The organism is Bremerella sp. P1 (genome assembly GCF_028748185.1).
GTDB lineage: Bacteria > Planctomycetota > Planctomycetia > Pirellulales > Pirellulaceae > Bremerella.
Window position 1 is genome coordinate 763,213 of record NZ_CP118164.1, and the last position, 22,316, is coordinate 785,528.

Sequence of the window (22,316 nt, forward strand, 5' to 3'; positions counted from 1 at the left end):
TTGCATGGACTTTTCCACAGGGTTATCAGGGTTTGGATGCCCGGCCTGATAGTTTGGTCACCAATGTTTTCGACGTGATGGGCAGTTAAATTGACCCTTATGGGAACAACCAATAAAAATGCCCTCGCTTTCGTATTTTCGCAAAGTTGAAAGCGAGGGCAAGCACACGGATGGAGATCCACGGCGAAATCGTGGATCAGCTCTCGTCGTCTTCTTCGATATGCTGACGATGCCTATCCTGCAGATGGGCAGGCAACGGAGCATAGTGCGAGAAGCTCATGCTGTAACTCCCCTGCCCTCCCGTCAGACTGGAAAGGGCTCGAGCGTACGACGAAGTCTCGGCCAAGGGGACGACACAGACCACCGTTTGCATGTTCGCTCCGGCATCCTGGGTTCCCGAGATCTGACCTCGCCGCGTCGCCATGTCGCTGTACACGTCGCCGACACAGTCGATCGGAACGGTGACATGCATATCGACCATCGGTTCCAGCATCTGTGGTCCGGCCTGCTTGCAAACTTCGCGCAGGGCTGCCGAGGCGGCAATCCGGAACGCGGTTTCCGAGCTATCGACTGGGTGATGCTTTCCATAGTGGACTTCGACGCAAAGGTCTTGCAGCGGATAGCCTGCCAGCACGCCTTTGTGGACACGATCGAGCAGCCCCTTTTCGACTGCCGGCATGAAGTTGCCAGGAATCGAGGCTCCCACGATCGAATCGATCCACAGGAAGTTCATCGCCTCGAAGTAATGGACATGCTTCATACTGGGGAAGTTGTCCTTCGTAGCGAACTCCGAGATTTCGGTCCCTTGCGGTAGCGGCTGGATACGAATGTGCACCTCGCCGAACTGCCCGCGACCGCCGGACTGCTTCTTGTGGCGGTAGGAACCATGCGCCGGGAAGGTAATCGATTCCCGGAACGGTACCCGCGGTTCGTACGTTTCAATTTCGAGATGATCGCGGCGAGCCAGCTTCTCTTGAATCAGTGACAAGTGAAGTTCGCTCATGCCACGCAGTACCAGCTCGTGCGTTTCCTCATCATGCTCGATGCGGATCGTTGGATCTTCTTCTAAGAGCTTATGCAGGGCCACACTCAGCTTGGCTTCGTCGTTACGACTCTTCGGACGAATCGCCACGCCGACCATCGGCTGGGGGAAGTCAATGTTGGGAAGTTCCAACTCCCCTTCGTTGGTACCGGTATGCAGTTGCTCCATCTTGGCTACGGCCACAATATCGCCGGGGCCCGCTTCATCGATTGGTTCCAGATGGTTGGCCTGTACGTCCAACAGTTGCCCAATCCGTAGCCCCTTACGGCCATTGCTGCCAGGCAGGGTCATATCTTTACGAAGCGTTCCGTTGTAAACGCGGATGTAGCTTAGCTTCTGGACGAATGGATCGATCCGAGTCTGGAATACCTGGGCCGCGAGCGGACCGTCCGGGTCACCGGAAAGTTCGATCTCGGAACCATCCCCATTCTTGGCTTTGCGATGGACCATCGACGGAGGCAACGAACAGAGTGCCATCGCGTCGAGCAGTTCGGAAATACCAACGGCCTTCTTGATGCTGCAGCAGACGATCGGAATCAGCGTTCCGTTGGCGACCGCTTTGGGGATGAGGGCCTTCAAATCTTCGTTAGTGGGCACTTCGCCTTCGAAGTAGCGTTCCATCCATTCTTCGTCCGCCTCGATAGCCGCTTCTACGAGCGACTCTTTATAAATGGCTGGATCGATGGGGGCGTTGGACGTGTCGGCCTTCTCATCGAGAATATCGACGACACCAACGATGGCGCCGTTCTCTAGTCGAGGAAAGCTGATCGGAACGCAGGCCTGGCCGAACGTCTCGCGGATCGATTGCATCAAGGACGCGAAGTCGAGGTGCTCGGTATCGATCTTGTTGACAACAATCATCCGGCCAATGCCGGCCTTTTCGGCTTCTTGAAAAACACGCCGCGTATTGACGGCGATACCTGCGTGCGCGTCGATGACGATCATGGCCGTGTCGGCTCCGCGCATGGCCGAGATGGTATGGCCAATGAAGTCAGGGTAGCCGGGAGCATCGATTACGTTGAAGCGAAGTCCCTGATGTTGAAAGTGGGCGAGAGTCGCCTCAATGGAAAGATGGTGAGCCTTTTCCTCCGGCTCGAAATCGCAGACACTCGTTCCGTCGTCCACACTGTGCGTTCCGTCCACCGCGTGCGTTATCTCAAGTAGGCGGTCGATCAGGCTCGTCTTCCCAGTCGAACCATGACCGCATAAGACAATATCGCGGACGGTCTCTGTTGCACAAGTTGCCATAACTAAACTCCTTTCGTGCTTTGGGAATAGACACGAGAAAAGGGCTTTCCCACGTGGGGAGTACCACGGGGAACCTCTTCTCCGTGGGGTGATTTGTCTATGGCTATTTATGGGCTATTCGTCGTTGTGTACCGCTTCAGGTTGTGGATCTTGTGGCTTGGTTGATAACTCAGGTTGTTGTTCGGATGAACTGGTTGTCCCAGGTCGATAAACGGCCGGGTCGGATGCGTTTGCTTCTTTTGCTTCGACGACGATGAGGTGAACATGTTGATCCCCCATAGGTGCAGCGAAGACTAACTTCGAGGTCGGAAACTCTCCTTCGTAAGCAAGAGCCCCGGCCACCTCGTCGAAACGCCCAAGGCGTTGATCGTCTACCGTCATTATACGTGGTTGACGATTTGCCGTGTGGGCTTCGACCCGAAACATCAACTGTCCGCCAACTTTTCGTACGCCCCAGAAACCAGCAAACTCACCGCTCTTGAATTCGGGGTGAGGGCTGGTGGAAGCACTGATCACGGCAGGACGAATGTAGGTATAGGTATCTGCCTGACGAGGCCAAGAGGCAACCGTCATCTGCTTTTCGTAGAGTGGTTTCTCGGTCCGGCTCTGCCGCCGGATGAGCTCAGCAATCTCATCCTTCGGGTCGAGTGCCCAGCGGTAGGACGAGTCGTCGATCACATGGAATTCAAGCCCCAGGCGATCGACTTCCTGGGCTGGTAGCGTGACGACCTGGTAGCTCACTAGGCACTTGGCCGGTCGGAAGTAAGAAAGGTAACCAAACACGCCGGCAAACAGGGCGACGATCACCATCATCGCGCCCAGGCTAAAGCGTAGTCCCCAAGTTTTGCCCGAGCTTGGGACGACCGATTCAGAAGTCAGATCACGCTCGGGCATAGAACTTAATTGGTTACCTCACACCGCCAGCGGCTTCGACCGCCTGACGTACGGTTAATCGGCCTTCGTATAAGGAACGTCCCACGATCGCACCGTCCAGTCCGGCGGCGGTCAGGTTCTTCACGTCCTCGACCGAGGTGACACCGCCAGACGCAACGACTGGCACTTTAACGGCTTCTTTCATGGCCTGCATGGCTTCGACATTCGGACCGGCCAGCATGCCGTCGGTAGCGATGTCGGTGTAGATAATGGCCGCCATGGGCAGATGTTCGAACGTTTTGGCCAAGTCGATCGCCGAGGTGGTGCTCACCTCCAGCCAGCCATCGGTGGCGACCATGCCTTCTTTGGCATCGATTCCGACAACGAGCTTTTCCGGGAATTTCTCGCACATGGCGGCAAACCAATCGGGCTCACGCAGGGCCTTGGTGCCGATCACCAAGCGGGCCAGTCCGAGATCGAGAAGTTCGTCAATGGTCTTCTCATCGCGAATCCCGCCACCGACTTCACAGGGAATGTCGACAGCGGCAACGATCGCAGAGATCGCGTCGCGGTTTTTCAGACTTCCGTCCTTGGCCCCATCCAAGTCGACCAGATGGAGACAATCGGCTCCTTCATCGACCCATCGTTTCGCCATTTCAGCCGGGTCATCCCCGTAGACCGTTTCGCGGTTGTAGTCTCCTTGTTGGAGTCGCACGCATTTGCCACCGAGAAGATCAATGGCCGGCCAAATTTGCATCGTGGGTCCCTTTCTCCGCCGAACGGCCGAACCCTTCGGCGTCCTGGCAATATCTCACAAGAGGTAACAATCAGCAAGAAAATTCTTGCCACTAGATCAAGTTAATGCGGGGGATATCTACGCCAACTGGGCAAAGTTGTGAAGCACCGTCAGCCCAGCCTGTTGGCTTTTTTCGGGGTGGAATTGGGTAGCGTAGAGGTTGTCTTTCCAGACGGCAGCGCAAAAAGGGCTGCCATAATCGGCCGTAATCGCGACCACATCGTCGCTTTCTGGAACGACATAGTAAGAGTGAACGAAGTAGAAATTCGTCCCCTCGTCGATCCCTTCAAAAATGGGCGGTCGGTGCACGAAGTGAGCCTGATTCCAACCCATATGGGGGACTTTAAAGCCATGGGGCAGTTCAAACTTCACGACCTTGCCAGGCAGAATCCCCAGGCCTTCGTGTTCGCCCCCTTCGTAGCTGACGTCGAACAGCATCTGCAGGCCCAGACAAATCCCAAGAAACGGGGTCCCGGCTTCAATCTGATCGCGGATCGGGCCTTCAAGGTCTCGGCGACGGATCTCATCGACCGCGTCTCCGCATGCTCCCACGCCAGGCAGAACAAGCTTGGTTGCCGCGGCTATCTCTTTTGGGTCGCTGGTGATATGCGCGGCGTGCCCCGTCTTTTCAAAGGCTTTTTGGACACTCCGCAGGTTACCCATCTGGTAGTCGACGATCGTGATCATCAGGCGAGCAAGTTCACTATTCGAGGCAAATCAACGACAGAAACGCAGCGGGAAGAAGCATCCCCACGGCAGACACAACCCATGGACAAAAGTTCGCCCAAGGGCCCTATTGTAGTTCGTTTTGGCCTGACTGGTTAGGCGGTAGAAAAGGTTCCCTGGGGGAAACCTGGAGTGCGTCTCAGATGCATGTGTTCTAATTGTCGGACTGGGGATAGATCACCAGGTCGACGCGTCGATTCTTCTGCTGACCGACCGGAGTGGCGTTGGAAACGACCGGATGGTTCGATCCGTGTCCTACGACGACCAGTCGCGAGGGATCCATGCGGTAGCGTGAGGTCAGCTGGTCGAAGACGGTTTGGGCCATGCTGGCCGACAGTTGATGGTTGGACGTGTAAGGGGGCATCGCCGGCTGATTGTCGGTGTGCCCTTCGATGCCAATCTTGTTCTGAGGGAAGTCCCTTTGCAGGGTACTGGTCAGTTGCGAGAGGATGTTGTCCGAGTTGGGAATCAACGAGTTGGTTCCGGTCTGGAACAACGCGTCGGCCGGGATCTCGATACGGAGTACATCGCCATCCTGCCGGGCAGTGACGCCGGGGATTTGAATCTTGTTGAGTTCCGAGGTCAGACTGTTGTTCGGCCGAATCACCGCACCACCGCGGTACTGGGTCGAAGCCATCATGGTCTGAACTTTTTGCTGCTGTTCTTTGGCCAGTTCCTGCGACTGTGCCAGTTGGCTAGTCGTGTCGTTCAGTTGGCGACGAACGAGCGAGAGCTCATCCTGCAAGATCTTCTGCTGCTGTTGGGACTGAGCCAGCTGCGAGTGGAGATCCTGGTTCGAGGCATCCAAGCCAGAAGCACGGCGTTCAAATTCAGCGATCTGGGCCTGAGTTTGCTGCTGCGCAAGGACTTGCTGTTGCCGCCAGGCTGCATTTTGATTGCAGCCCAAGCCAGCAAGTGCTAGCGAGACCAAGGTGAAACAGCACAAACGAAACATGGCAGGCCGTGTCGGCTAAGGGCCGGGGAAACTTGAGGCAAAATCAGGAATTGCGGCGGATATTAACAACCCACCCTATCATCGACAAGATCGATTTCGTGCCCGGCGTCCTCGAAAGTCGCGGCCAGATCAAGAGATGGGATCTCGCGGCGGAAGTTTCCCAGTGGCTCGGCTGGAACCGGCAGCCACCCGTGCCGCGGATACTCGCCATAGAAGCGTTTGATGAAGTGCCGACCCGAAAGGTGCTCGCAGTGGGTCTCCCACCCCAGACGCTGCATCAGCCGCGAGCTGATCTTCTCGTTGGAAAGCTCGCAGACGCTGGCATTGGCCCGGCGGACTTCGGCTACCCAGTCCAGAACTTCCAGGCTGCGGCGAAGGGTCTTCCAGGTCGTCTGCCGGGTCGATTCGACGTAGGCCAAGGTCAGAAAGCCGGGCGAACTGATCGGGAAGTTGTAATACAACCGAACGTGATCCCCACCCCGGCGATGCTTCCAACGACCGAGCGTTTCGATCTCCAGCCGGGAAATCAGCTTCGGCCACGGACGTAGCGTCAGCGAGTGGAATGTGCCTGATTCCACTTGGATAACGCCATAGCGTCGGCGGCGCACAAGATCAGTGGCGCTGTTCAAGTTGTTGGTGGTTTCGATCCAGAACATGGGTGAGGTCCTCGAAGCAAGGATAGCTCACCGTTTAGAGGCCGTTTGTAGCGATTGTGCGGTTACGCTTCGTCCGGATAGATGAACGTGAACTTGATCCAGACCCACGCCATCAGCATGCCCCCCAGCACCAACGGCAGAGCCAGGAACAGTGCCGGCAGCCAGGGTCCCAGGCCCAAGAGCGGGCCATACTGCTGCCATAATCCTCCCCAGAAGATCATCGCGATCAGCGTTCCGATACACAGGTAAGGACCGTACGCCAGGTAGGCATCTCCGGTAAGCAGATAGTTCACGATGGCAAACAAGCACGCAATGAACGGCGCGAGGAAGAAGATCACCATCACCGGCTGCCAGCCGATGTAGGCCCCAATCATGCACATGAGCGTCACATCACCAAAACCCATCGCTTCCTGCCCCATCGCCAAGCTGGCAAAGAAACGGACCATCCAGATCAACAAGCCGGCAAAGGCCATTCCCAGCAGTGCCGAGAACACCGATTGCCAGACAGCCTCGCCACCCCACATCCATGCGGCCGAGACGAACGCAAGCAAAAGGGCCAGCATGCTCAGGTAGAACCAGTTCAGCGAGTAACGTACGAAGCTGGCTACCAGGTAACGGAAGAGTTTCGTCATCCCTCCTTTAGTCCAGATCAGCTTCGGGCAAAGGGCGAACCACCAACTAACCGCCAATATGAGACCAACCACCAAGGCCGAGCTTCCATTCCAAGCCGCAGGCCAGTCACTCAGTGCAGCCGCATGCAGCGGGATCGCTTCCATCTGGCTTCCCGGCTGTGACAACCCGAAGAAAGGCCGCCCTTCCGGGATCGGCAGTCCCACGAAGGGAAGCAACCAACAGAAGACGAGTGCCACCAGAAAGCCGGGCACCGTGACGTAGTCAGGGATCGTGCGTGAATCGAAGTCGATAAACGTGGCAATCACCATAAACGAGATCAACACGATGTGCTGCAAGTAGATCGAATGCAACGCCGCCTGGCTGAGCGGAACGTTGACCGTGATGGGAACCAGTTCTCCTGAGATCACCCAGTGGTAATACCAGGCAAAGAAGAACCCGCAGCCCAGTTCAATCAACAGCGGCTGCACCCAGTGACCGGTTCCATGCACCTTGCTTTCACGGGCAAGGCCGAGCCAGCCGAAGACCGGTACTTTATCCAACAAGCTGCGCGGTGGGACGTCAGGATGTGGCTTGCTCCAGGGATCGTAATTCTTGGGCACCCACGTCCAGCGATAGATGGCTCGGTTGAGTTGCCCGGCCACGATCGCACCGAAAACGAAAAGACCAATCAGTCGCACATTCAGCGGAAGTCCAATCCATAGCGCGACGACATTCTCCCACCAAGCCACGTTACTGTTCTTTCTTCACTAAGGACGACGGGAGTTGGTCCAAGATCGTTTGCGTCACCTGTTGGGGTGACTTACCTAACGTATCGATCGTCAGGTCGGCACACTGCTCGTAAAGCGGAGTACGCTCGGTCAGAACTTCTTCGATCTCATCCAGAATCGATTTGCCGGTCAAACTGGGCCGACGAGCCTGAGTCGATGCATCGCCTGTTAGCCGCTTGGCGATCTCCTCCGGCGAAGCCGTCAGCCAAACCGTAAAGCAATGATCGGCGATCTGTTTGCGGTTCTCTTCCCGCAGAATCACTCCGCCACCCAAGGACAGGATATGATCAGACCGCTGCGCCAGTTCGATCAGTGTTTTCGTCTCAAGATCGCGAAAGCCAGCTTCGCCTGCGTCAGCAAAGATCTCGGCGATCGATTTACCGGCTTGCTTCTCCACGTAGATATCGGCATCGACCAGCGGCCACTTCAGCTGCCCAGCGAGCAGCCTGGCGACGTGCGATTTGCCGGTTCCGCGATATCCGATGAGTGCCAGATTCATGTCCGTACGATCGCTTAACCTGTTCGGACCGCACCGGTCAGTCGCTTGAGTGTGCTACGCATCAGTTCACGGGAAGTCTCGACGCCGGTAAAGTGCTTAAACTGCAAGGCAGCCTGGCGGACGAACATTTCGACGCCGGTCACCACGCGTGCCCCCACTGCCCTGGCTTCCTTCACCAGCAACGTTTGTTCCGGATTGTAGACCGTGTCGAAGACGATCATGTTGTGTTTGATCCAACGCTTCTCAAACGGTGATTCGTTGACGTTGGGATGCATGCCGACGGGTGTCCCATTGATCAAGATATCGGGCTGAACCGATCCTCGATCTTCCCAGTGAATATGCCGACACTTGAAGTGCTCAGCCAGTTCCTCGGCGTTCTCCAGTGTACGGCTGGAAATCGTCACAGTGGCTTTTCGCTGAATCAAAGACCAGACAAGCCCACGCGAAACGCCGCCACTGCCCAGCATCAGCACTTTGAGCCCTTCCAGCGATCCGCCTTGTTGCTCTGGCGGAAGCATCGTATCAAGGCTTTCCATCGCCGAGTCGCAATCGGTGTTGTAGCCTGAAGGTCCCCCTTCATCGAAGATGATCGTATTGGTCGCGCCGACCCCTTTGACCGCTTCATCAGGTTTTTTGACAAAGTTGACCGCGGCTTCCTTGTGAGGAATCGTGATGCTCAAACCCTTCACGCCCAGTTGAGGACAGACCTCGTTGAAGAATACACCCAGGTGTTCTCGCGGCACACGGAAGGGAAGATAGCGACGGTTCATGCCCTGTTCGCTGAACGCCGCGTTGTGCAAGTGAGGGCTCAAGCTATGTCCGATTGGGTCGGCTACCACACCATACAGTTCAGTTTCGTCGGTAATCTCTTCGTACCGGTAGAGATCGACCATCTGTCGAAAACCGATTTGCCCCGGAGCCAGCGTACGTTCGTTGGAACTGGTCGCGAAGGTGAATGGACAACCGAAACGTCCCCCCAAAATCCGTGAAGGCATCCCCATGTCGCCCATGCAGAGACCGATCGTGGGGATCTCGCTGCGGCGAGCCAGTTCCAGGATGCGGACGTTGTCTTGCGGCGAGTTCGCCATGGTGGCGATCTTGATGATATCGGGATCAAGTCGCTGCATCCGCTTGTGCAGACCATCCAGGTCAGCAGGCGTCTCGCGGAAGTTGTGGTAGCTGATGATCCGCTTCGTTTTGCCATAGCGCGGAATCGATGCCGCGATATCTTCTTCAATGTCGATGTAGTCGACGCCTTCAGCAATGGCCGTTCGCAAAACCATTTGCCGTTCTTGCTCGTCACCGGCATAGCGGCCGCCATCACGTTCACGGCGGTAGGTGATCACCACCGGACTGGGGCGATTGTCGAGCAGGCGTTTGAGTTTGATCGTCCCGTTGATGTAGTCGAGACGCAACTCGCACAACTGAGCCCCCTGTTCGACCAGGTGCTTGTGCTCGGCAACGATATGTTTATGTCGGCCGCGGCCGATACTAACGCAGATCATGAATTCATCTCGAAGTCGTCAGACCTCGATGGGGTACGACGGGGTTAGGCATGACGGGGGGCACAATGCCCTAGCCAGGGTAAACTGACTATTTTACGTGCGTTGGAATCTCCGGTCGAGTTCCTCTTTGGTAAAGACCAACGCCGTGGGACGGCCGTGGGGGCAATGATGGGCGTCCTGGCAAAGATGCCGCAATTCAAGCAAAGCGTCGATTTCTTCGCTGGAGAGACGATCTCCGGCCTTGATGGCGGCCTTGCACGACATCATGTGCAGCAGTTCGTCCAAAAGATCTCTTTTTTCGAGATTCTTCCCCTCGGTCAGCAGTTGATCGACCACTTCTCGCACGATTTCCGCCGGTTTGCGACGTCCAAGAATCGCCGGATAGCTGCGAATGAGGATCGTATCGCCGCCGAATGCTTCGACTTCGATGCCGACTTGCTGCAACGTTTCAGTAGCTCCGTCGACCGCAGCGAACTCTTGGGCGGATAGATTCAACGTCTCGGGAACCAACAATCGCTGCACCTCAAGCCGACGAGCCAGGGCCTTTTCGCGCAGCTCTTCGTAAAGGATCCTTTCGTGCAGCGCATGCTGATCAATGACGGCCATCCCTTCGTCCGTCTCGGCAATCAGATACCGGTTATGCAATTGAATGGCTCGCTGCTGCGAACCGACGCCGCCTCCTTGAGTTGGCATGGGAGTCGGCTCAGTTGATTCCTCTTCGGCGGCTTCCTGATTCCGCACATGCGCTGGGGTGACCCCACTGGGAATCGGCGGCAATGGTAAGCTGCCTGCCCCGACGGCCGACCGATCGATCGGATTGAGCTGAAGCGGAGTATGGCTCGGCGAACGGAAGTCGAGGTCGAAGTCGGCCTGGCGACGCTCAGCCGAACCACTGGAAGTTGCGTCCGTATCAACAGCGCCCTTCGCCCAAGCGACCAGTTCTTCGCGCAGGGCTTCGGTCGACGGGGTATCGCCGTGTGCCGAACGAACCTGATCGTCTGCGGGGCGATAGGTCGCATCCAGGTTCGAGCTAAGAAACTTCGTCCGCAGCGTGCCCAACAGCTGGCTATAGATTCGACCGCTGTCCTGAAAGCGAACTTCCAGCTTGGTCGGGTGGACGTTCACGTCGACCATCTCAGGCGGCATCGACATTTGCAAAAAGGAAATCGGATAGCGACCATGCAGCAGCAGCCCGCGGTACGCTTCCCCGAGGGCATGCTGCAGCGCGCGATCCTTGATGAATCGTCCGTTCAAAAACAGATACTGCATCCGGTTGTTACTGCGACTGAAACGTGGGTTCCCGACGAAACCGCACAGCGTGACCTGATCGTTTTCGCTTTCGACCTCAATCAGTTGGTCGGCGATTTCCTCGCCAAAGAAAATACGAATCCGTTCGCGAAGGTCCTGGCAGGGCGGCAGGTCATGAACCTGACGCGAACCATGTTTAAGCGTGAAGTGAACGTGCGGATAAGCCAACGCCATCCGAGTGAACGCTTCGCTGATGTGGCCAAATTCGGTCTGGGTTGTCTTCAGGAACTTCTTTCGAACCGGCGTATTGTAAAACAGGTTGCGGATCTCGATGATCGTCCCCGGCGGGCAGCCACATGGCTGGGCTTCCTGCACGTTGCCCCCATGCACGAGCATCTCGTTGCCGCAGTCGGCATCGTGGGTGCGGCTGCGAAGCAGGAAGTGACTCACCTCCGAGATCGATGCGAGGGCTTCCCCGCGAAAGCCGAGGGTGCGGACATGGAACAGATCGTCGGCGTTACCGATCTTGCTGGTCGCGTGCGAAGCGATCGTCAGCGGCATGTCTTCCGGCGCGATGCCGCAGCCGTCGTCGGCGATGCGAATGAGTTCGGCCCCACCGTGCTCGATGGTGACGTCAATTCGCGTGGCGCCGGCGTCGAGCGAGTTTTCCATCAGCTCTTTGACGGCGCTTGCCGGGCGCTCGATCACTTCGCCTGCCGCGATCTTGTTGACGACACTTGCAGAAAGTTGTTGAATCTTCGGCATCCGCTGCCAACTCCCTTCGATTCGGCCAGACGAGATCAGTCGCCGCGTAATCCGTATTCTTTGATTTTGCGATAGAGGGTTCTCTCACCAATCCCCAGCAGCTTGGCCGCTTCTTCACGATTGCCGCTGGTCGCTTTGAGCGTTTCGCCAATCAACCACTTTTCAACTTCGCTGATCGGCTGACCTACCATATTGGGCATTTCGCCGTTGGCGGAAACAGCCGGCTTGGGGTCGATCGGTGGGACTAGGTCGTCCCCTTCCTGAATCAACTCGGGCGGAAGGTCGTCGAGCCCGATCGTACCATCCAAATCGAGTACGACCATGCTCTCGGCAAAGTTCCGCAGTTGCCGAACGTTGCCTGGCCAGTCGTAGTCCAAACAGCGCTGAAAAACCGTTCGATCGATTCCCCGCACCTTCTTGTCGTGCTTTTTGGAAAAGACCTTCAGGAAGTGATCGAACAACGGCAGGATATCATCGGGGCGTTCCCGCAGCGGCGGCAACTGTACCGTCACGATCCGCAGGCGGTGGTAAAGGTCAGAGCGGAACGTGCCTGCTGCAATGGCGTTTTCCAGATCGGCATTGGTCGCCGAAAGGAGCCGCACGTTGATACGGATCGGCTTATTCTCACCGACGCGAGTAATCTCGCCTGACTCCAGCACCCGTAACAGCTTGACCTGGGTGGCCATCGGCATGTCGCCGATTTCATCCAGGAACAACGTCCCGCCGTTGGCATATTCTAGTCGACCGATCCGTTCGCTGGCGGCGTCGGTGTAGGCCCCTTTGGCGTGACCGAACAGTTCGCTTTCCAGCAGGTGTTCGCTCAGCTCGGCACAGTTCAGGGGAACGAACGGCTTCTTCTTGCGAGGGCTGTTCTGGTGAATGGCCTGAGCGACGACTTCCTTCCCGGTACCGGTCTCGCCCAGGATCAGCACGCTGGCATCGGTCGGGGCGATACGCTGCAATCGCTGCACGACCTGCCGCATCTTGTTGCTCGAATAGATGAGCCCTTCGAAGCCGAACTTCTCGTCCAGCCGCCGCATCAATTCCGAGTTCTGCCGTTTGAGCTGAATCGTCTGAGCCGCTTTGAGCGCCGCCGCGCGAAGCTTATCTGGGGTGAGGGGCTTTTCCAGGAAATTGAGCGCTTCGTTCTGCATCGCCTCAACGGCAGTCGAGACAGTCGCATGCCCCGTGACGACGATCACTTCGCAGTTGGGTCGGTTCTCTTTGGTGAGTTGCAAGATGCCCATGCCGTCGATGTCGTTCATGACCAGGTCGGTCACGACAATCTCGAACGGTTCGGCCAGGATCTTCTCGGCCCCTTCCGGCCCGCTGGTAGCCACGGTGCAGACAAAACCGATCCGTTCCAGGCTCTCAGCCATGGTCATGGCGTGGGCCTTGTCGTTGTCGACGACCAGCACGCGGAACTGGTCCGGCTGAACGTCGAGCGTATCGGATTGTGGCTGGGTTTGGGCGTCTTGCGTCATGCCACCATCGTACCGAAGAAGTGCCAATTCCTCTAGAACCGTTCTCTTGTTGAGGTTCTAGGAAGAAAGGATTAGCCACAGAGCACACAGAGGTCATCGAGCGAAGAATTTTTCAAATCACAGGCTCGGTACTCGCAGAGCGGGTGGCCCAGAGAGATCCCTCTCTGGGTCGGCATTGCCGACAAGCGGCTAATGCATAAGGCTTGAAGGAGGTAGAAACTTTCTCTCTTGTTCATGCTCGATGCATGAGCCTCTCGTGGCCTGAGGCCACCCAGAGAGAAATCTCTCTGGGCCACCCGAATAGCTCGATATGTTCCATCTCCCCATATCTTATCCGTGACCATCCGTGGTCAATAATTCTTCATCTCAGTGCTCTCTGTGACCTCTGTGGCTATTCCCTCTTCCACGTGAGCGATACAAACGCTACCCATCTGATTCCATCGACTCCGGCGCCTTCTTGCTTCCGATTCGCTTGGGCAGAGGGAATTCCAGCGTAAATTGCGTCCCACGCCCCAGTTCGCTTTGCACGTCGATGGTCGCGTGGTGGGCTTCGATAATCTTCTTAGCCAGCGGCAATCCGAGCCCCGAGCCCCCCTCCTTGGTCGAATAGAACGGATCGAACATCCGCAGGGCTGTTGTATCGCTCATGCCGCAGCCGGTATCGACCAGCCGCAACAGCACGCCACTGCGAAACTCGCGGGTTTGCACCATCAGTGAGCCCCCGTCCGGCATCGCCTGAATCGCATTGACCACCAGGTTTAACAGGGCCGAATAAAGCAGCTCGGCATCCAGATCGATGCTGGGCAGTTCCGAGTCAAGATAACGAATAATCTCGACCCCTTGGCGATCGGCCTGAGGCTCGACGAAGTTGAGTACGCGCTCGATCTGCTCGTTCAAACTGCCCGGCAAGAGATTGAGATCGCGGATCCGGGCAAACCGCAGAAAGTCATTCAAAAGCCCCTGCAGGCGCTCGCACTGCTCCTGCACCGTCTCGATCTTCTGTTTAGCCCGTCGCTGCTGAGGCGTCTGCGGGTCGTCCAGATCTTCGGCCAGCAGTTCCATATTCATCCGAATGACCGACAACGGCGTCTTGATCTCGTGCGCCAGCGAGCCTGCCAGGCGGGCGATCTCGTTGTACTGATCAACCAGGTACTGATCACGCGACTTTTCGCGAGACGGCTCGATCGAGTCATGGGAGGAAGAATGATCCATGGTTGTTCTCACGAAAACGCCCGGAGCACTTACGTACTCCGGGCGATCGATGTTATCGGTTGAACTCAGAACTATCGCTCGAAGCTCTTAGTCTTCACGACGAGGACGTCGGCGTCCGCGGTCACCGCCTCGGCCTCCGCGATCACCACCACGGTCGCCACGGTCACGGCGTTCACCGCCACGTCCGCCTCGGTCACCGCCACGCGAGCCAGCGGTTTCGAGTTCTTCGTCACCTTCGCCGGCTGGGGCATCGCCGCCTGGCAAGGTAGCCTTGTGGCTCAGCTTAACGCGGTCGTGCTCGTCGACCAGCAGGACCTTCACGGCCAGCATGTCACCGACCTTGACCACGCTGTTGACGTCCGAAACGTATTCGGTCGACAGTTCGCTGATGTGGCACAAGCCGTCGCGGCCTGGGAGGATTTCGACGAATGCACCGAAGTCCTTCACGCTCGTGACGCGGCCTTCGTAGATCTTGCCGACTTCGACTTCACCGGTGATGGCCTGAACGCGAGCCATGGCGGCTTCAGCCCATTCCAAGTTGCCACTGGCAACAATCACGGTACCGTCGTCTTCGACGTCGAGCGTCGCGCCGGTTTCTTCCTGAATGGCACGAATCGTCTTGCCGCCAGGACCGATCAGCAAGCCGATCTTTTCTGGGTTGATCTTGGTTCGCATCATGCGCGGAGCCCACTTCGATGGCTCGTCCTTCGGCTGGCTGATGGTGGTCAGCATCTTGCGAAGGATCTCGATTCGGGCTTCGCGAGCCTGAACCAGCGTCTTGCGGATGATTTCCTCGTTGATCCCCTTGATCTTGAGGTCCAACTGGATGCCGGTGATACCGTTCTGGGTACCAGCGACCTTGAAGTCCATGTCGCCATGGTGATCTTCTTCGCCCAGGATGTCGGTCAGCAGGACGAAGTCGTCCCCTTCCTTCACCAGGCCGATCGAGATACCGGCAACCGGGTTGGTGATCGGCACGCCAGCGGCCATCAGACCGAGGGTCGCACCACAGACCGAAGCCATCGAGCTGGAGCCGTTGGATTCGAGAATGTCGGAGATCACACGTACCGTGTAGGGGAAGTCTTCGGCAGGCGGCAGAACCGGGTTCACGCTACGTTCAGCCAAAGCACCGTGACCAATTTCACGACGGCCTGGGCCACGAATCGGACGACATTCACCCACCGAGAAGCTAGGGAAGTTATAGTCGAGCATGAACTTCTTCGAGTACTCGTCGATCAAACCGTCGACACGCTGTTCGTCACGTGGGGTACCCAGGGTAACGGTGATCAGCGATTGGGTTTCACCACGTTGGAAGACGGCGGAACCGTGAACGCGTGGCAGAACGTCGACCTTGCATTCGATGCCACGCAAGCTCTTCGCGTCACGACCATCGGTACGGGTACCACTGAGGATCAGATCACGCACAACGCGTTCTTCCAGGTCATGCCAGGCAGTACCGAACGCACCTTCGTCGATCGCACCTTCGGCGGCTGGATCTGGAATCAGTTCTTCCTTGACCTTGGTCTTCAGTTCGCGAACCTTGTCGGCACGATCTTGCTTGCCGGTGGTTTGCTTGGCCGATTTCAGGTCCGCATAGTACGAATCCATCAGCTTCTGATAGAGACCACCATCGTCTGGCTCGGCGTACTCCATCTTTTCTTTGCCGGCCTTTTCGGTCAGCTCGATCTGCAGGTCGCAGATTTCCTTGACCACTTCGTGGGCCTTCATGATCGCGTCGGCCATCTCGTCTTCGGGGATTTCTCGCGAGAAACCTTCGATCATCAAGACCGAATCCTTGCTACCCGAGATGATCAGATCGAGATCGCTTTGTTCCAGTTGCTCGAACGAGGGGAACACAACCAGTTCGCCATCGACACGGCCCAAGCGAACGGCAGCCAAAGGACCTTGGAACGGCATGTGCGAGATGCAAAGCGCGGCCGAGGCACCATTCATGGCAAGCACGTCACCGTCGTGCATTCGATCGCTGGCAACCACGCTGGCTTGAATCTGAACTTCGTCGTGGTAACCCTTGGGGAACATCGGGCGGATCGGACGATCCATCAGGCGCGACGAGAGAATTTCTTTGGTGGTAGGGCGACCTTCTCGCTTGATGAAACCACCAGGGAACTTACCAGCAGCAGCGGTTCGCTCGCGGTAATCACAGGTCAGGGGAAAGAAGTCAGTCCCAGGCCGAGATGGGCCGGTGACGGTGGCGACAAAAACAACCGTCTCGCCGTATTGTACGAGCACTGCCCCGTGGGCTTGCTTGGCTAGAAAGCCAGTTGTAAGGGATAAGGTTTCATTGCCGATCTGCTTCTCTACACGAATTTCTTCCACTTTTTCCGTCCTACACAGCGCACCAGAGAACTTCCGAGAGGGCTTGCGCCAAGAAGGTATGGGCCTGGAGGAGAGAGGGGCCCGGCCATTTGGAACATCCAGTGCTTGGTTCAATATAAGTTGAGGCCCACCGCACAATCTTCAATAGAGCGGAACCTCGTAAGGTTGCCCCGCCAGCCAATTTTTTTCCACCACCGGCCGGGGCGTGGTAAAGACGCGCGAAAGCCCCTGGGGCGCGCGTCTTCAGGCTAATTCCATTGCCAGTAACATGAGAGGCTCGTCCTTCTAGGTACGAGCCTCCTTCGACCAGACCGAAGCAGCAATACGCTACTTACGAATACCAAGCCGTGCCAGCATATCCAGATACTTCTGGGGGTCGTGCCGCTTCAGATAATCGAGCAGGCGACGACGACGACTCACCATGGCAAGCAACCCGCGACGCGTCGCGTAGTCCTTGTGGTGCTTCTTCATGTGCTCCGTCAGGCTGTTGATGCGACTGGTCAAAATCGCAATCTGAACTTCCGGGGAACCCGTGTCCTCGCCACCACGTTGGAAATCCTGGATGGCATCGTTCTTCTTTTCTTTGGTAATCGACATGGGCGACTTTACTTACGTCCGCAAGTAGGGTGACTTCTTCTTAACTACAATAACAACAAGGACTTGTGAAACCACAAGGCCGCCCGCGACTTCCAAAACCGCGGACACCAGCGCATCAAACTCATCCTCAATCTCTTGATAAGACCGTTAATTTAGCAGTGCAAGCTGATTTTGCAACGCCTAATAGCCCCTACGAGCCCAGAATGCTGCCGAGGTTTTCCGTAAAACCGCCCACGCTGCCTACTCTACCACCATTAGCGGTCCATCTTGCCAGGATGTCACCTCCGCAGGCCGGCCATCGGCTGAAAGCCGGATTTCGATCATTCCACTAGCGGCCGTATTAAGCCAAACCGACTCGCCTGGCTCAGCTTCTTTAGGCCCAAGAATATCCCGGGAGCCGCTGCTGACCACGATCCACTCCGGCTGACACCAACGGTAAAACGACTCGGCATGGCTGTGCTGGCTGCCGTGATGCGGGGCCATGACCACATCGCAGTCGATCGGCCGCTCGACAATCACCGCTTCGGTCCCCGGCGATTCCAAGTCGCCAGGTAGAAGAATGCGGCGTCCTTGGTATTCGATCAACAGAACGATACTGTTGGCGTTGTCGCGTCCCAGCACTCCCTTGCGAGTCGGATGGAGAATTGTCAGATCGACATCGGGATGTGCCTGCAAGCTTCTGCCTGCCGTTAAGGTGCGCAGGGGAATGCCGCGCTGGCGGATGTCGTCCAACAGCACCGAGACCAAGTTGCTGGGGATCTTCTCCATCAAGTCCGAACAGTAGATGGCCCCGACCGAGAATCGCTCGAGGATTTCCGGCAAGCCGTTGTAGTGATCGGCGTCGTCGTGAGAAATGATGACCGCATCGAGGTGCTGGATTCCTTTGCTCCATAGCACGGCCGAAAGAGACTGGCAGGCCCGCTTCGGCGAACCGAGACGCCCGCAGTCATAAAGCAGGTTACGTCCCTCAGGCAGTTCCACCAACACGCAGGTGCCATGCCCCACGCTGACGAACGTGCACACCAGATCGTCCCGGGTGCTGGATTCAATTGCCTGGACCGTCCCCCAAACAAACCCAACCGTCAGCCAAAGCGCCACCACAGCGACGCTCCAACGCATGGGAAAACGACAGGTAATCATCAGACAGCCGACGATTCCCGCTACTCCATAGAACCCAATGACCCACCACGCCGGAGGCCCGGCAGACCAAAGCATGAAACCAGCGTGCTGCTGAGTAAAGGTGACCGTTTCCTGCATCGCCCACAGAGGGCACGATACAAGCCATGCCATCCATGGCGTCGCCACCGGTACCGCCATCGACACTGCTAGAAGCAACAACATCCCAGCGAGTGCGCACCCCATGGGAAGGATGAGGATAGGCGAAAGGATAATCGTCCACGGAGAAGCCGCATGAAAGTGGAACAGGACCAACGGCAACGTCACTAGCCACACAACCAGCGACGCTACGAACATCCCGCCGAACCAGTGAACCACATGCCGCCAACACTTCACCGGCCAAGGGCGCGTGATCTCGATGAGATTTTGCAGCGGGTCGGCCTCTTTCGTCATCGTTTGATAGCCGGCAAGCCACGCCAGCGACGCGACCGCCACAAACGAAAGCTGCGTTCCGGCTTGAAAGATTTCGGTCGGATTCCAACAGAGAACCAAGACCCAGGCCGCCGCCAAGCTGTTCCAAAACATGGGGCGACGATACAGAATCATCGCCACACAGAACGCCCCAACCAGAATCGAGGCCCGCACGATTGGTGGCCGGGCGTCGACGAGAATCACGTAAGCCACCGTCATCAGCAGCAAGCAAGCCGCCGGTAACCAGGCTGGTCCTGGCAAGAATCGCAATAGCCAATAGGCAACCAGCGCCAAGATGCCTAGGTGTAAGCCTGACAACGCCAACAAGTGAACGGTACCTGTTTGGCGAAAGGCCTCGTCGGTGGCATCGGCCAAACGTTCGCGACGTCCCAGGAAGATCGTTTCGGCCAGGCCATCGAGTCCCGGTGGAATGGCCGCCGCTAACTCACCGCTGACGTAATGCCGGACGTCGCGAATCGGATCCCATAACGACCACCTGGTCGGAGCGCCGGTCTCTTGCAGACACTGCGAAAAACCACTTCGCAGAAACGTCCGCCGACGGTTTGCTCGGGCCCAGTCGGCAAAATCGAACTCGCCTGGATTCAATGCGGCTTCCGAACACGTTGCTTGGGCAAACACCAAAATCGACTGACCGGGGCGAACGTCGAGTGTATCTCCGGAGACGTAAATCTCGGTATCGCCGGAAGCGACCTCCCAGGTGGCTCCACTGCGAATCTGACGAATGCGAAAGGGCACCTTCCACTGGTTAGGCAATTCAAACTCAAACGCCGAAGCGGGCGACTTGGCAGGCAAAAATCGGGGGTAATCGAGGACCGTTCCCTGCAAGGCCACCGGCTGCTTATCGGCCGACAGACCGCGGCTTAACTCTGTCGATCGATAGAGGTTCCAGTGGCCATGATGCAGCATCCCGCCAAACGCCGCGACAGCGAGTAGCAGCGTCACACTTGCCGAGCGTTCACTTCGCCGCGACCACAACAGCCCCCACAGCACCAACAAACTGCCTAAGAGCACCAGCCAGAGGGGCATCGAAACCTGGAGGAACGCATCCCCAATCACCCCCAGCGTGATGGCGGGCGCAAGCAGGACCAGCGGACGATAGATCGTACGCTCGCGCCGTGCCGAAGAAGTCTGCGAGGATGCCAACTTGAAACGCTTGAGCCAAGGAACGATGCTGAAAGGAATAAGCCTGTTAGTATCGCACTGGTTGCCTCGGCACTCAATTTTTTCGTGCCGAGGGGCCCAAAGTTTGTTAACTTAGTGCACTCACCTCACGTCTCATCCCTTCCTCACCCCGAGCCTTCCTACCATGCTAAAACAATTACTGCTTGGCGTTTTCGTCGCCGTTTTCTCCCTGCTGACTTGCTGGCAAGATGCGTCCGCTGCCGATCGACCGAACTTGATCTTCCTGCTTACCGACGACCAGCGATGGGACGCACTCGGCTGCATGGGGAACCCGGTCATCAAGACACCCAACATCGATCGCCTGGCGGAAGAAGGGGTTGTCTTTGAGAATGCCTTCGCGACGACTGCCATCTGCGCAACCAGTCGTGCTTCGTTCATCACCGGGCAATACGCTCGTCGACATGGCATCGTTGATTTTCGTGCCGTGCTCACCCCAGAAGCGTTCTCTCAGACCTTCCCTGCCCTGCTCCGTGCCAATGGTTACCAAACGGCTTTCATCGGCAAATGGGGCGTCGGCAACCAGCTTCCCGCTGATCAGTACGACTACTGGAAAGGCTTCTCCGGCCAAGGCAAGTACTTCGTCGACGGGCGTCCACACATGACCAAGCATCTGGAAGACCAGACACTGGAGTTCCTGGATACTTGCTCGCCTGAAAAGCCCTTCTGCCTGCAAGTGAGCTTCAAAGCCGCTCACTGCCAGGACGGTCCAGGCTGGCAGTTTCAGCACGCCCCGAAGTACGCCGAGTACTACGAAGACGACACGATTGTGCCAGCGGAAACCGCTAACGACGAGCACTACCAGAAGCTTCCCAAGCAGCTGCAAGGAGGCGAATCACGCGTTCGCTGGCACCGCCGTTTCGATGGAGACGAGATGGTGCAGAAGAACATCAAGGATTACTACCGCTTGCTGACCGGCGTCGACGACTTCGTCGGTGCGATGGTTGCCAAGCTCCAGGAAAAGAAGCTGGCCGACAACACGGTCATCTTGTTCACTTCCGACCATGGTTTCTTCCTGGGCGAGCACGGCCTGTCCGGCAAGTGGCTCATGTATGAAGAATCGATTCGTATCCCGATGATCGTCTTTGACCCGCGTCTACCCAAGAACAAGCGGGGACAACGCCGTGAAGAGATGGTCCTGAACATCGATGTCGCTCCAACCCTGCTAGACCTGGCCGGCATCGAGCCATCTTCGGTGATGCAAGGACAAAGCATGAAGGGTCTCGTCGAGGGCAACCAGTCGAGTGGCTGGCGGACCGAGTTCCTCTACGAGCACCTCTTCCCCCACGCGACCATTCCTCAAAGTGAAGGAGTACGGGAAGACCGTTGGAAGTACGTGTTCTACCCCAAGAGCGAGCCTAAACTGGAACAGTTGTTCGACTTGCAGCAAGACCCGCACGAGGTCAACAACCTGGCCGATGACCCCAAGCATACCGACAAGCTGAAGGCCATGCAGGCTGAGCTCGATCAGATGCGAACCTCGCTTCAATAGCGGCACCTGTTGGCTTCCTGCCCATTCTCGTGGCAGGAAGCCCCCTGTCATGGGCCAACTTCTCGCTTTCAATTTGCCAGATGCGATACCTTCGGTACGATAAACCAGACGCAAACGTTTTGCGTTGAGAAGGGATTGTTGCGTATGGCTAGTAATTCTGACTTTGCTTTTCAGTCGCCACCCAGGTTTTCTCTCTGGGCAATGGCTTGGCTTTTAGCGTTGTGTGGCGTGGTGTTCGCCATCCTTCGCCTGGTCGGTCCTTTTGCCGCTTATATGACGGTTTTGTTTCTGATCGTCGTGCTGGTGCACCTGGGAGCTTCGTATCTCAGCCATCGACTGGGACATCAACGCAAGAGACATCGCGACCAGCAAGAGACACCACCCAGCCCGCCAACAGCACGCAGCCGCAAATGGAAGTCACCTAACCTGGCCGAGCGGACCGGGCTTTCTCCCTGGCAGATCCGCCTAGTGAGCCAAGCCACGTTGACCGGGGCGATTATTGGAGCGGTGAGCAGCACCTGGGTCCCGCCGCAGCAGTTCAACTACGCCGTGATGGGCGTCTGCCTGGTGAGCGGCGCAGCACTGACCGGTATGGGCTGCTTTGTGCTGAGCAACTTGATCGAGAATGCCTGGCGGTCGCTGGTATCAGCCCGCCAAGGCGAGTACTCGCAAGCGATCGATTAGAAATCGTCCC

The 22,316-nt window shown here is 57.1% G+C and carries 17 protein-coding genes; 2 read left to right on the plus strand and 15 right to left on the minus strand.

The genetic code is table 11. From position 1 onward, the window contains the following. Nucleotides 1-196 precede the first annotated feature (196 nt). The 15 genes from PSR63_RS03170 to PSR63_RS03240 form a co-directional block, all read right to left on the minus strand. A complete protein-coding gene (locus tag PSR63_RS03170) occupies nucleotides 197-2,290 on the minus strand; it encodes an elongation factor G (protein WP_274330677.1) in 2,094 nt (697 codons plus the stop codon). A 114-nt stretch (nucleotides 2,291-2,404) separates the two neighbouring features. After that, the gene (locus tag PSR63_RS03175) at nucleotides 2,405-3,184 is read right to left on the minus strand and encodes a hypothetical protein (protein ID WP_274330679.1); all 780 of its coding nucleotides are present in this window, start codon (nucleotides 3,182-3,184) and stop codon (nucleotides 2,405-2,407) included. Between the two features lie 13 nt (nucleotides 3,185-3,197). Continuing rightward, on the minus strand, nucleotides 3,198-3,920 hold the full coding sequence (hisA, locus tag PSR63_RS03180) for a 1-(5-phosphoribosyl)-5-[(5-phosphoribosylamino)methylideneamino]imidazole-4-carboxamide isomerase (RefSeq protein ID WP_274330680.1): 723 nt from the start codon (nucleotides 3,918-3,920) through the stop codon (nucleotides 3,198-3,200). Between the two features lie 117 nt (nucleotides 3,921-4,037). After that, complete coding sequence (gene hisH, locus PSR63_RS03185) at nucleotides 4,038-4,646, minus strand: imidazole glycerol phosphate synthase subunit HisH (protein WP_274330681.1); 609 nt, start codon at nucleotides 4,644-4,646, stop codon at nucleotides 4,038-4,040. A 193-nt stretch (nucleotides 4,647-4,839) separates the two neighbouring features. After that, the gene (locus PSR63_RS03190) at nucleotides 4,840-5,640 is read right to left on the minus strand and encodes an OmpA/MotB family protein (RefSeq protein ID WP_274330682.1); all 801 of its coding nucleotides are present in this window, start codon (nucleotides 5,638-5,640) and stop codon (nucleotides 4,840-4,842) included. Between the two features lie 62 nt (nucleotides 5,641-5,702). Then, on the minus strand, nucleotides 5,703-6,296 hold the full coding sequence (locus PSR63_RS03195; RefSeq protein ID WP_274330684.1) for a hypothetical protein: 594 nt from the start codon (nucleotides 6,294-6,296) through the stop codon (nucleotides 5,703-5,705). A 62-nt stretch (nucleotides 6,297-6,358) separates the two neighbouring features. Next, nucleotides 6,359-7,657 carry a prepilin peptidase gene (locus PSR63_RS03200; RefSeq protein WP_274330686.1) on the minus strand — a complete coding sequence of 433 codons (1,299 nt, stop codon included), beginning with the start codon at nucleotides 7,655-7,657 and terminating at the stop codon, nucleotides 6,359-6,361. Between the two features lies 1 nt (nucleotide 7,658). Then, complete coding sequence (locus tag PSR63_RS03205) at nucleotides 7,659-8,195, minus strand: shikimate kinase (protein WP_274330688.1); 537 nt, start codon at nucleotides 8,193-8,195, stop codon at nucleotides 7,659-7,661. 14 nt (nucleotides 8,196-8,209) lie between these two features. Next, on the minus strand, nucleotides 8,210-9,700 hold the full coding sequence (gene aroE, locus PSR63_RS03210) for a shikimate dehydrogenase (protein ID WP_274330690.1): 1,491 nt from the start codon (nucleotides 9,698-9,700) through the stop codon (nucleotides 8,210-8,212). Between the two features lie 93 nt (nucleotides 9,701-9,793). Continuing rightward, nucleotides 9,794-11,713, minus strand: a complete 1,920-nt coding sequence (gene mutL, locus PSR63_RS03215) for a DNA mismatch repair endonuclease MutL (protein WP_274330692.1) — start codon at nucleotides 11,711-11,713, stop codon at nucleotides 9,794-9,796. Nucleotides 11,714-11,748: 35 nt separating this feature from the next. Further along, a complete protein-coding gene (locus PSR63_RS03220; RefSeq protein WP_274330694.1) occupies nucleotides 11,749-13,197 on the minus strand; it encodes a sigma-54-dependent transcriptional regulator in 1,449 nt (482 codons plus the stop codon). A gap of 423 nt (nucleotides 13,198-13,620) precedes the next feature. Then, entirely contained in the window at nucleotides 13,621-14,409 is a 789-nt protein-coding gene (locus PSR63_RS03225; RefSeq protein WP_274330696.1) for a two-component system sensor histidine kinase NtrB, read from the minus strand. An 87-nt stretch (nucleotides 14,410-14,496) separates the two neighbouring features. Next, nucleotides 14,497-16,746, minus strand: a complete 2,250-nt coding sequence (locus PSR63_RS03230) for a polyribonucleotide nucleotidyltransferase (RefSeq protein WP_274330698.1) — start codon at nucleotides 16,744-16,746, stop codon at nucleotides 14,497-14,499. 327 nt (nucleotides 16,747-17,073) lie between these two features. After that, nucleotides 17,074-17,343 carry a 30S ribosomal protein S15 gene (gene rpsO, locus PSR63_RS03235; RefSeq protein WP_274330700.1) on the minus strand — a complete coding sequence of 90 codons (270 nt, stop codon included), beginning with the start codon at nucleotides 17,341-17,343 and terminating at the stop codon, nucleotides 17,074-17,076. Nucleotides 17,344-17,583: 240 nt separating this feature from the next. Then, the gene (locus tag PSR63_RS03240; protein ID WP_274330702.1) at nucleotides 17,584-20,094 is read right to left on the minus strand and encodes a ComEC/Rec2 family competence protein; all 2,511 of its coding nucleotides are present in this window, start codon (nucleotides 20,092-20,094) and stop codon (nucleotides 17,584-17,586) included. A gap of 163 nt (nucleotides 20,095-20,257) precedes the next feature. On the opposite strand from PSR63_RS03240, the gene PSR63_RS03245 reads away from it, so the two are divergent. Together PSR63_RS03245 and PSR63_RS03250 are read left to right on the plus strand one after the other, a co-directional pair. Then, nucleotides 20,258-21,622 carry a sulfatase family protein gene (locus tag PSR63_RS03245; protein WP_274330704.1) on the plus strand — a complete coding sequence of 455 codons (1,365 nt, stop codon included), beginning with the start codon at nucleotides 20,258-20,260 and terminating at the stop codon, nucleotides 21,620-21,622. A 144-nt stretch (nucleotides 21,623-21,766) separates the two neighbouring features. Then, nucleotides 21,767-22,306: a hypothetical protein gene (locus PSR63_RS03250; RefSeq protein ID WP_274330706.1), complete on the plus strand. Its 540-nt coding sequence runs from the start codon at nucleotides 21,767-21,769 to the stop codon at nucleotides 22,304-22,306. Nucleotides 22,307-22,316: the final 10 nt, after the last annotated feature.

Coding starts and splice junctions, on each gene's coding strand:
- PSR63_RS03170 (WP_274330677.1), bottom strand. CDS start 2,290: ATGGCAACTTGTGCAACAGAGACCGTCCGCGATATTGTCTTATGCGGT.
- PSR63_RS03175 (WP_274330679.1), bottom strand. CDS start 3,184: ATGCCCGAGCGTGATCTGACTTCTGAATCGGTCGTCCCAAGCTCGGGC.
- hisA (WP_274330680.1), bottom strand. CDS start 3,920: ATGCAAATTTGGCCGGCCATTGATCTTCTCGGTGGCAAATGCGTGCGA.
- hisH (WP_274330681.1), bottom strand. CDS start 4,646: ATGATCACGATCGTCGACTACCAGATGGGTAACCTGCGGAGTGTCCAA.
- PSR63_RS03190 (WP_274330682.1), bottom strand. CDS start 5,640: ATGTTTCGTTTGTGCTGTTTCACCTTGGTCTCGCTAGCACTTGCTGGC.
- PSR63_RS03195 (WP_274330684.1), bottom strand. CDS start 6,296: ATGTTCTGGATCGAAACCACCAACAACTTGAACAGCGCCACTGATCTT.
- PSR63_RS03205 (WP_274330688.1), bottom strand. CDS start 8,195: ATGAATCTGGCACTCATCGGATATCGCGGAACCGGCAAATCGCACGTC.
- aroE (WP_274330690.1), bottom strand. CDS start 9,700: ATGATCTGCGTTAGTATCGGCCGCGGCCGACATAAACATATCGTTGCC.
- mutL (WP_274330692.1), bottom strand. CDS start 11,713: ATGCCGAAGATTCAACAACTTTCTGCAAGTGTCGTCAACAAGATCGCG.
- PSR63_RS03220 (WP_274330694.1), bottom strand. CDS start 13,197: ATGACGCAAGACGCCCAAACCCAGCCACAATCCGATACGCTCGACGTT.
- PSR63_RS03225 (WP_274330696.1), bottom strand. CDS start 14,409: ATGGATCATTCTTCCTCCCATGACTCGATCGAGCCGTCTCGCGAAAAG.
- rpsO (WP_274330700.1), bottom strand. CDS start 17,343: ATGTCGATTACCAAAGAAAAGAAGAACGATGCCATCCAGGATTTCCAA.
- PSR63_RS03245 (WP_274330704.1), top strand. CDS start 20,258: ATGCTAAAACAATTACTGCTTGGCGTTTTCGTCGCCGTTTTCTCCCTG.
- PSR63_RS03250 (WP_274330706.1), top strand. CDS start 21,767: ATGGCTAGTAATTCTGACTTTGCTTTTCAGTCGCCACCCAGGTTTTCT.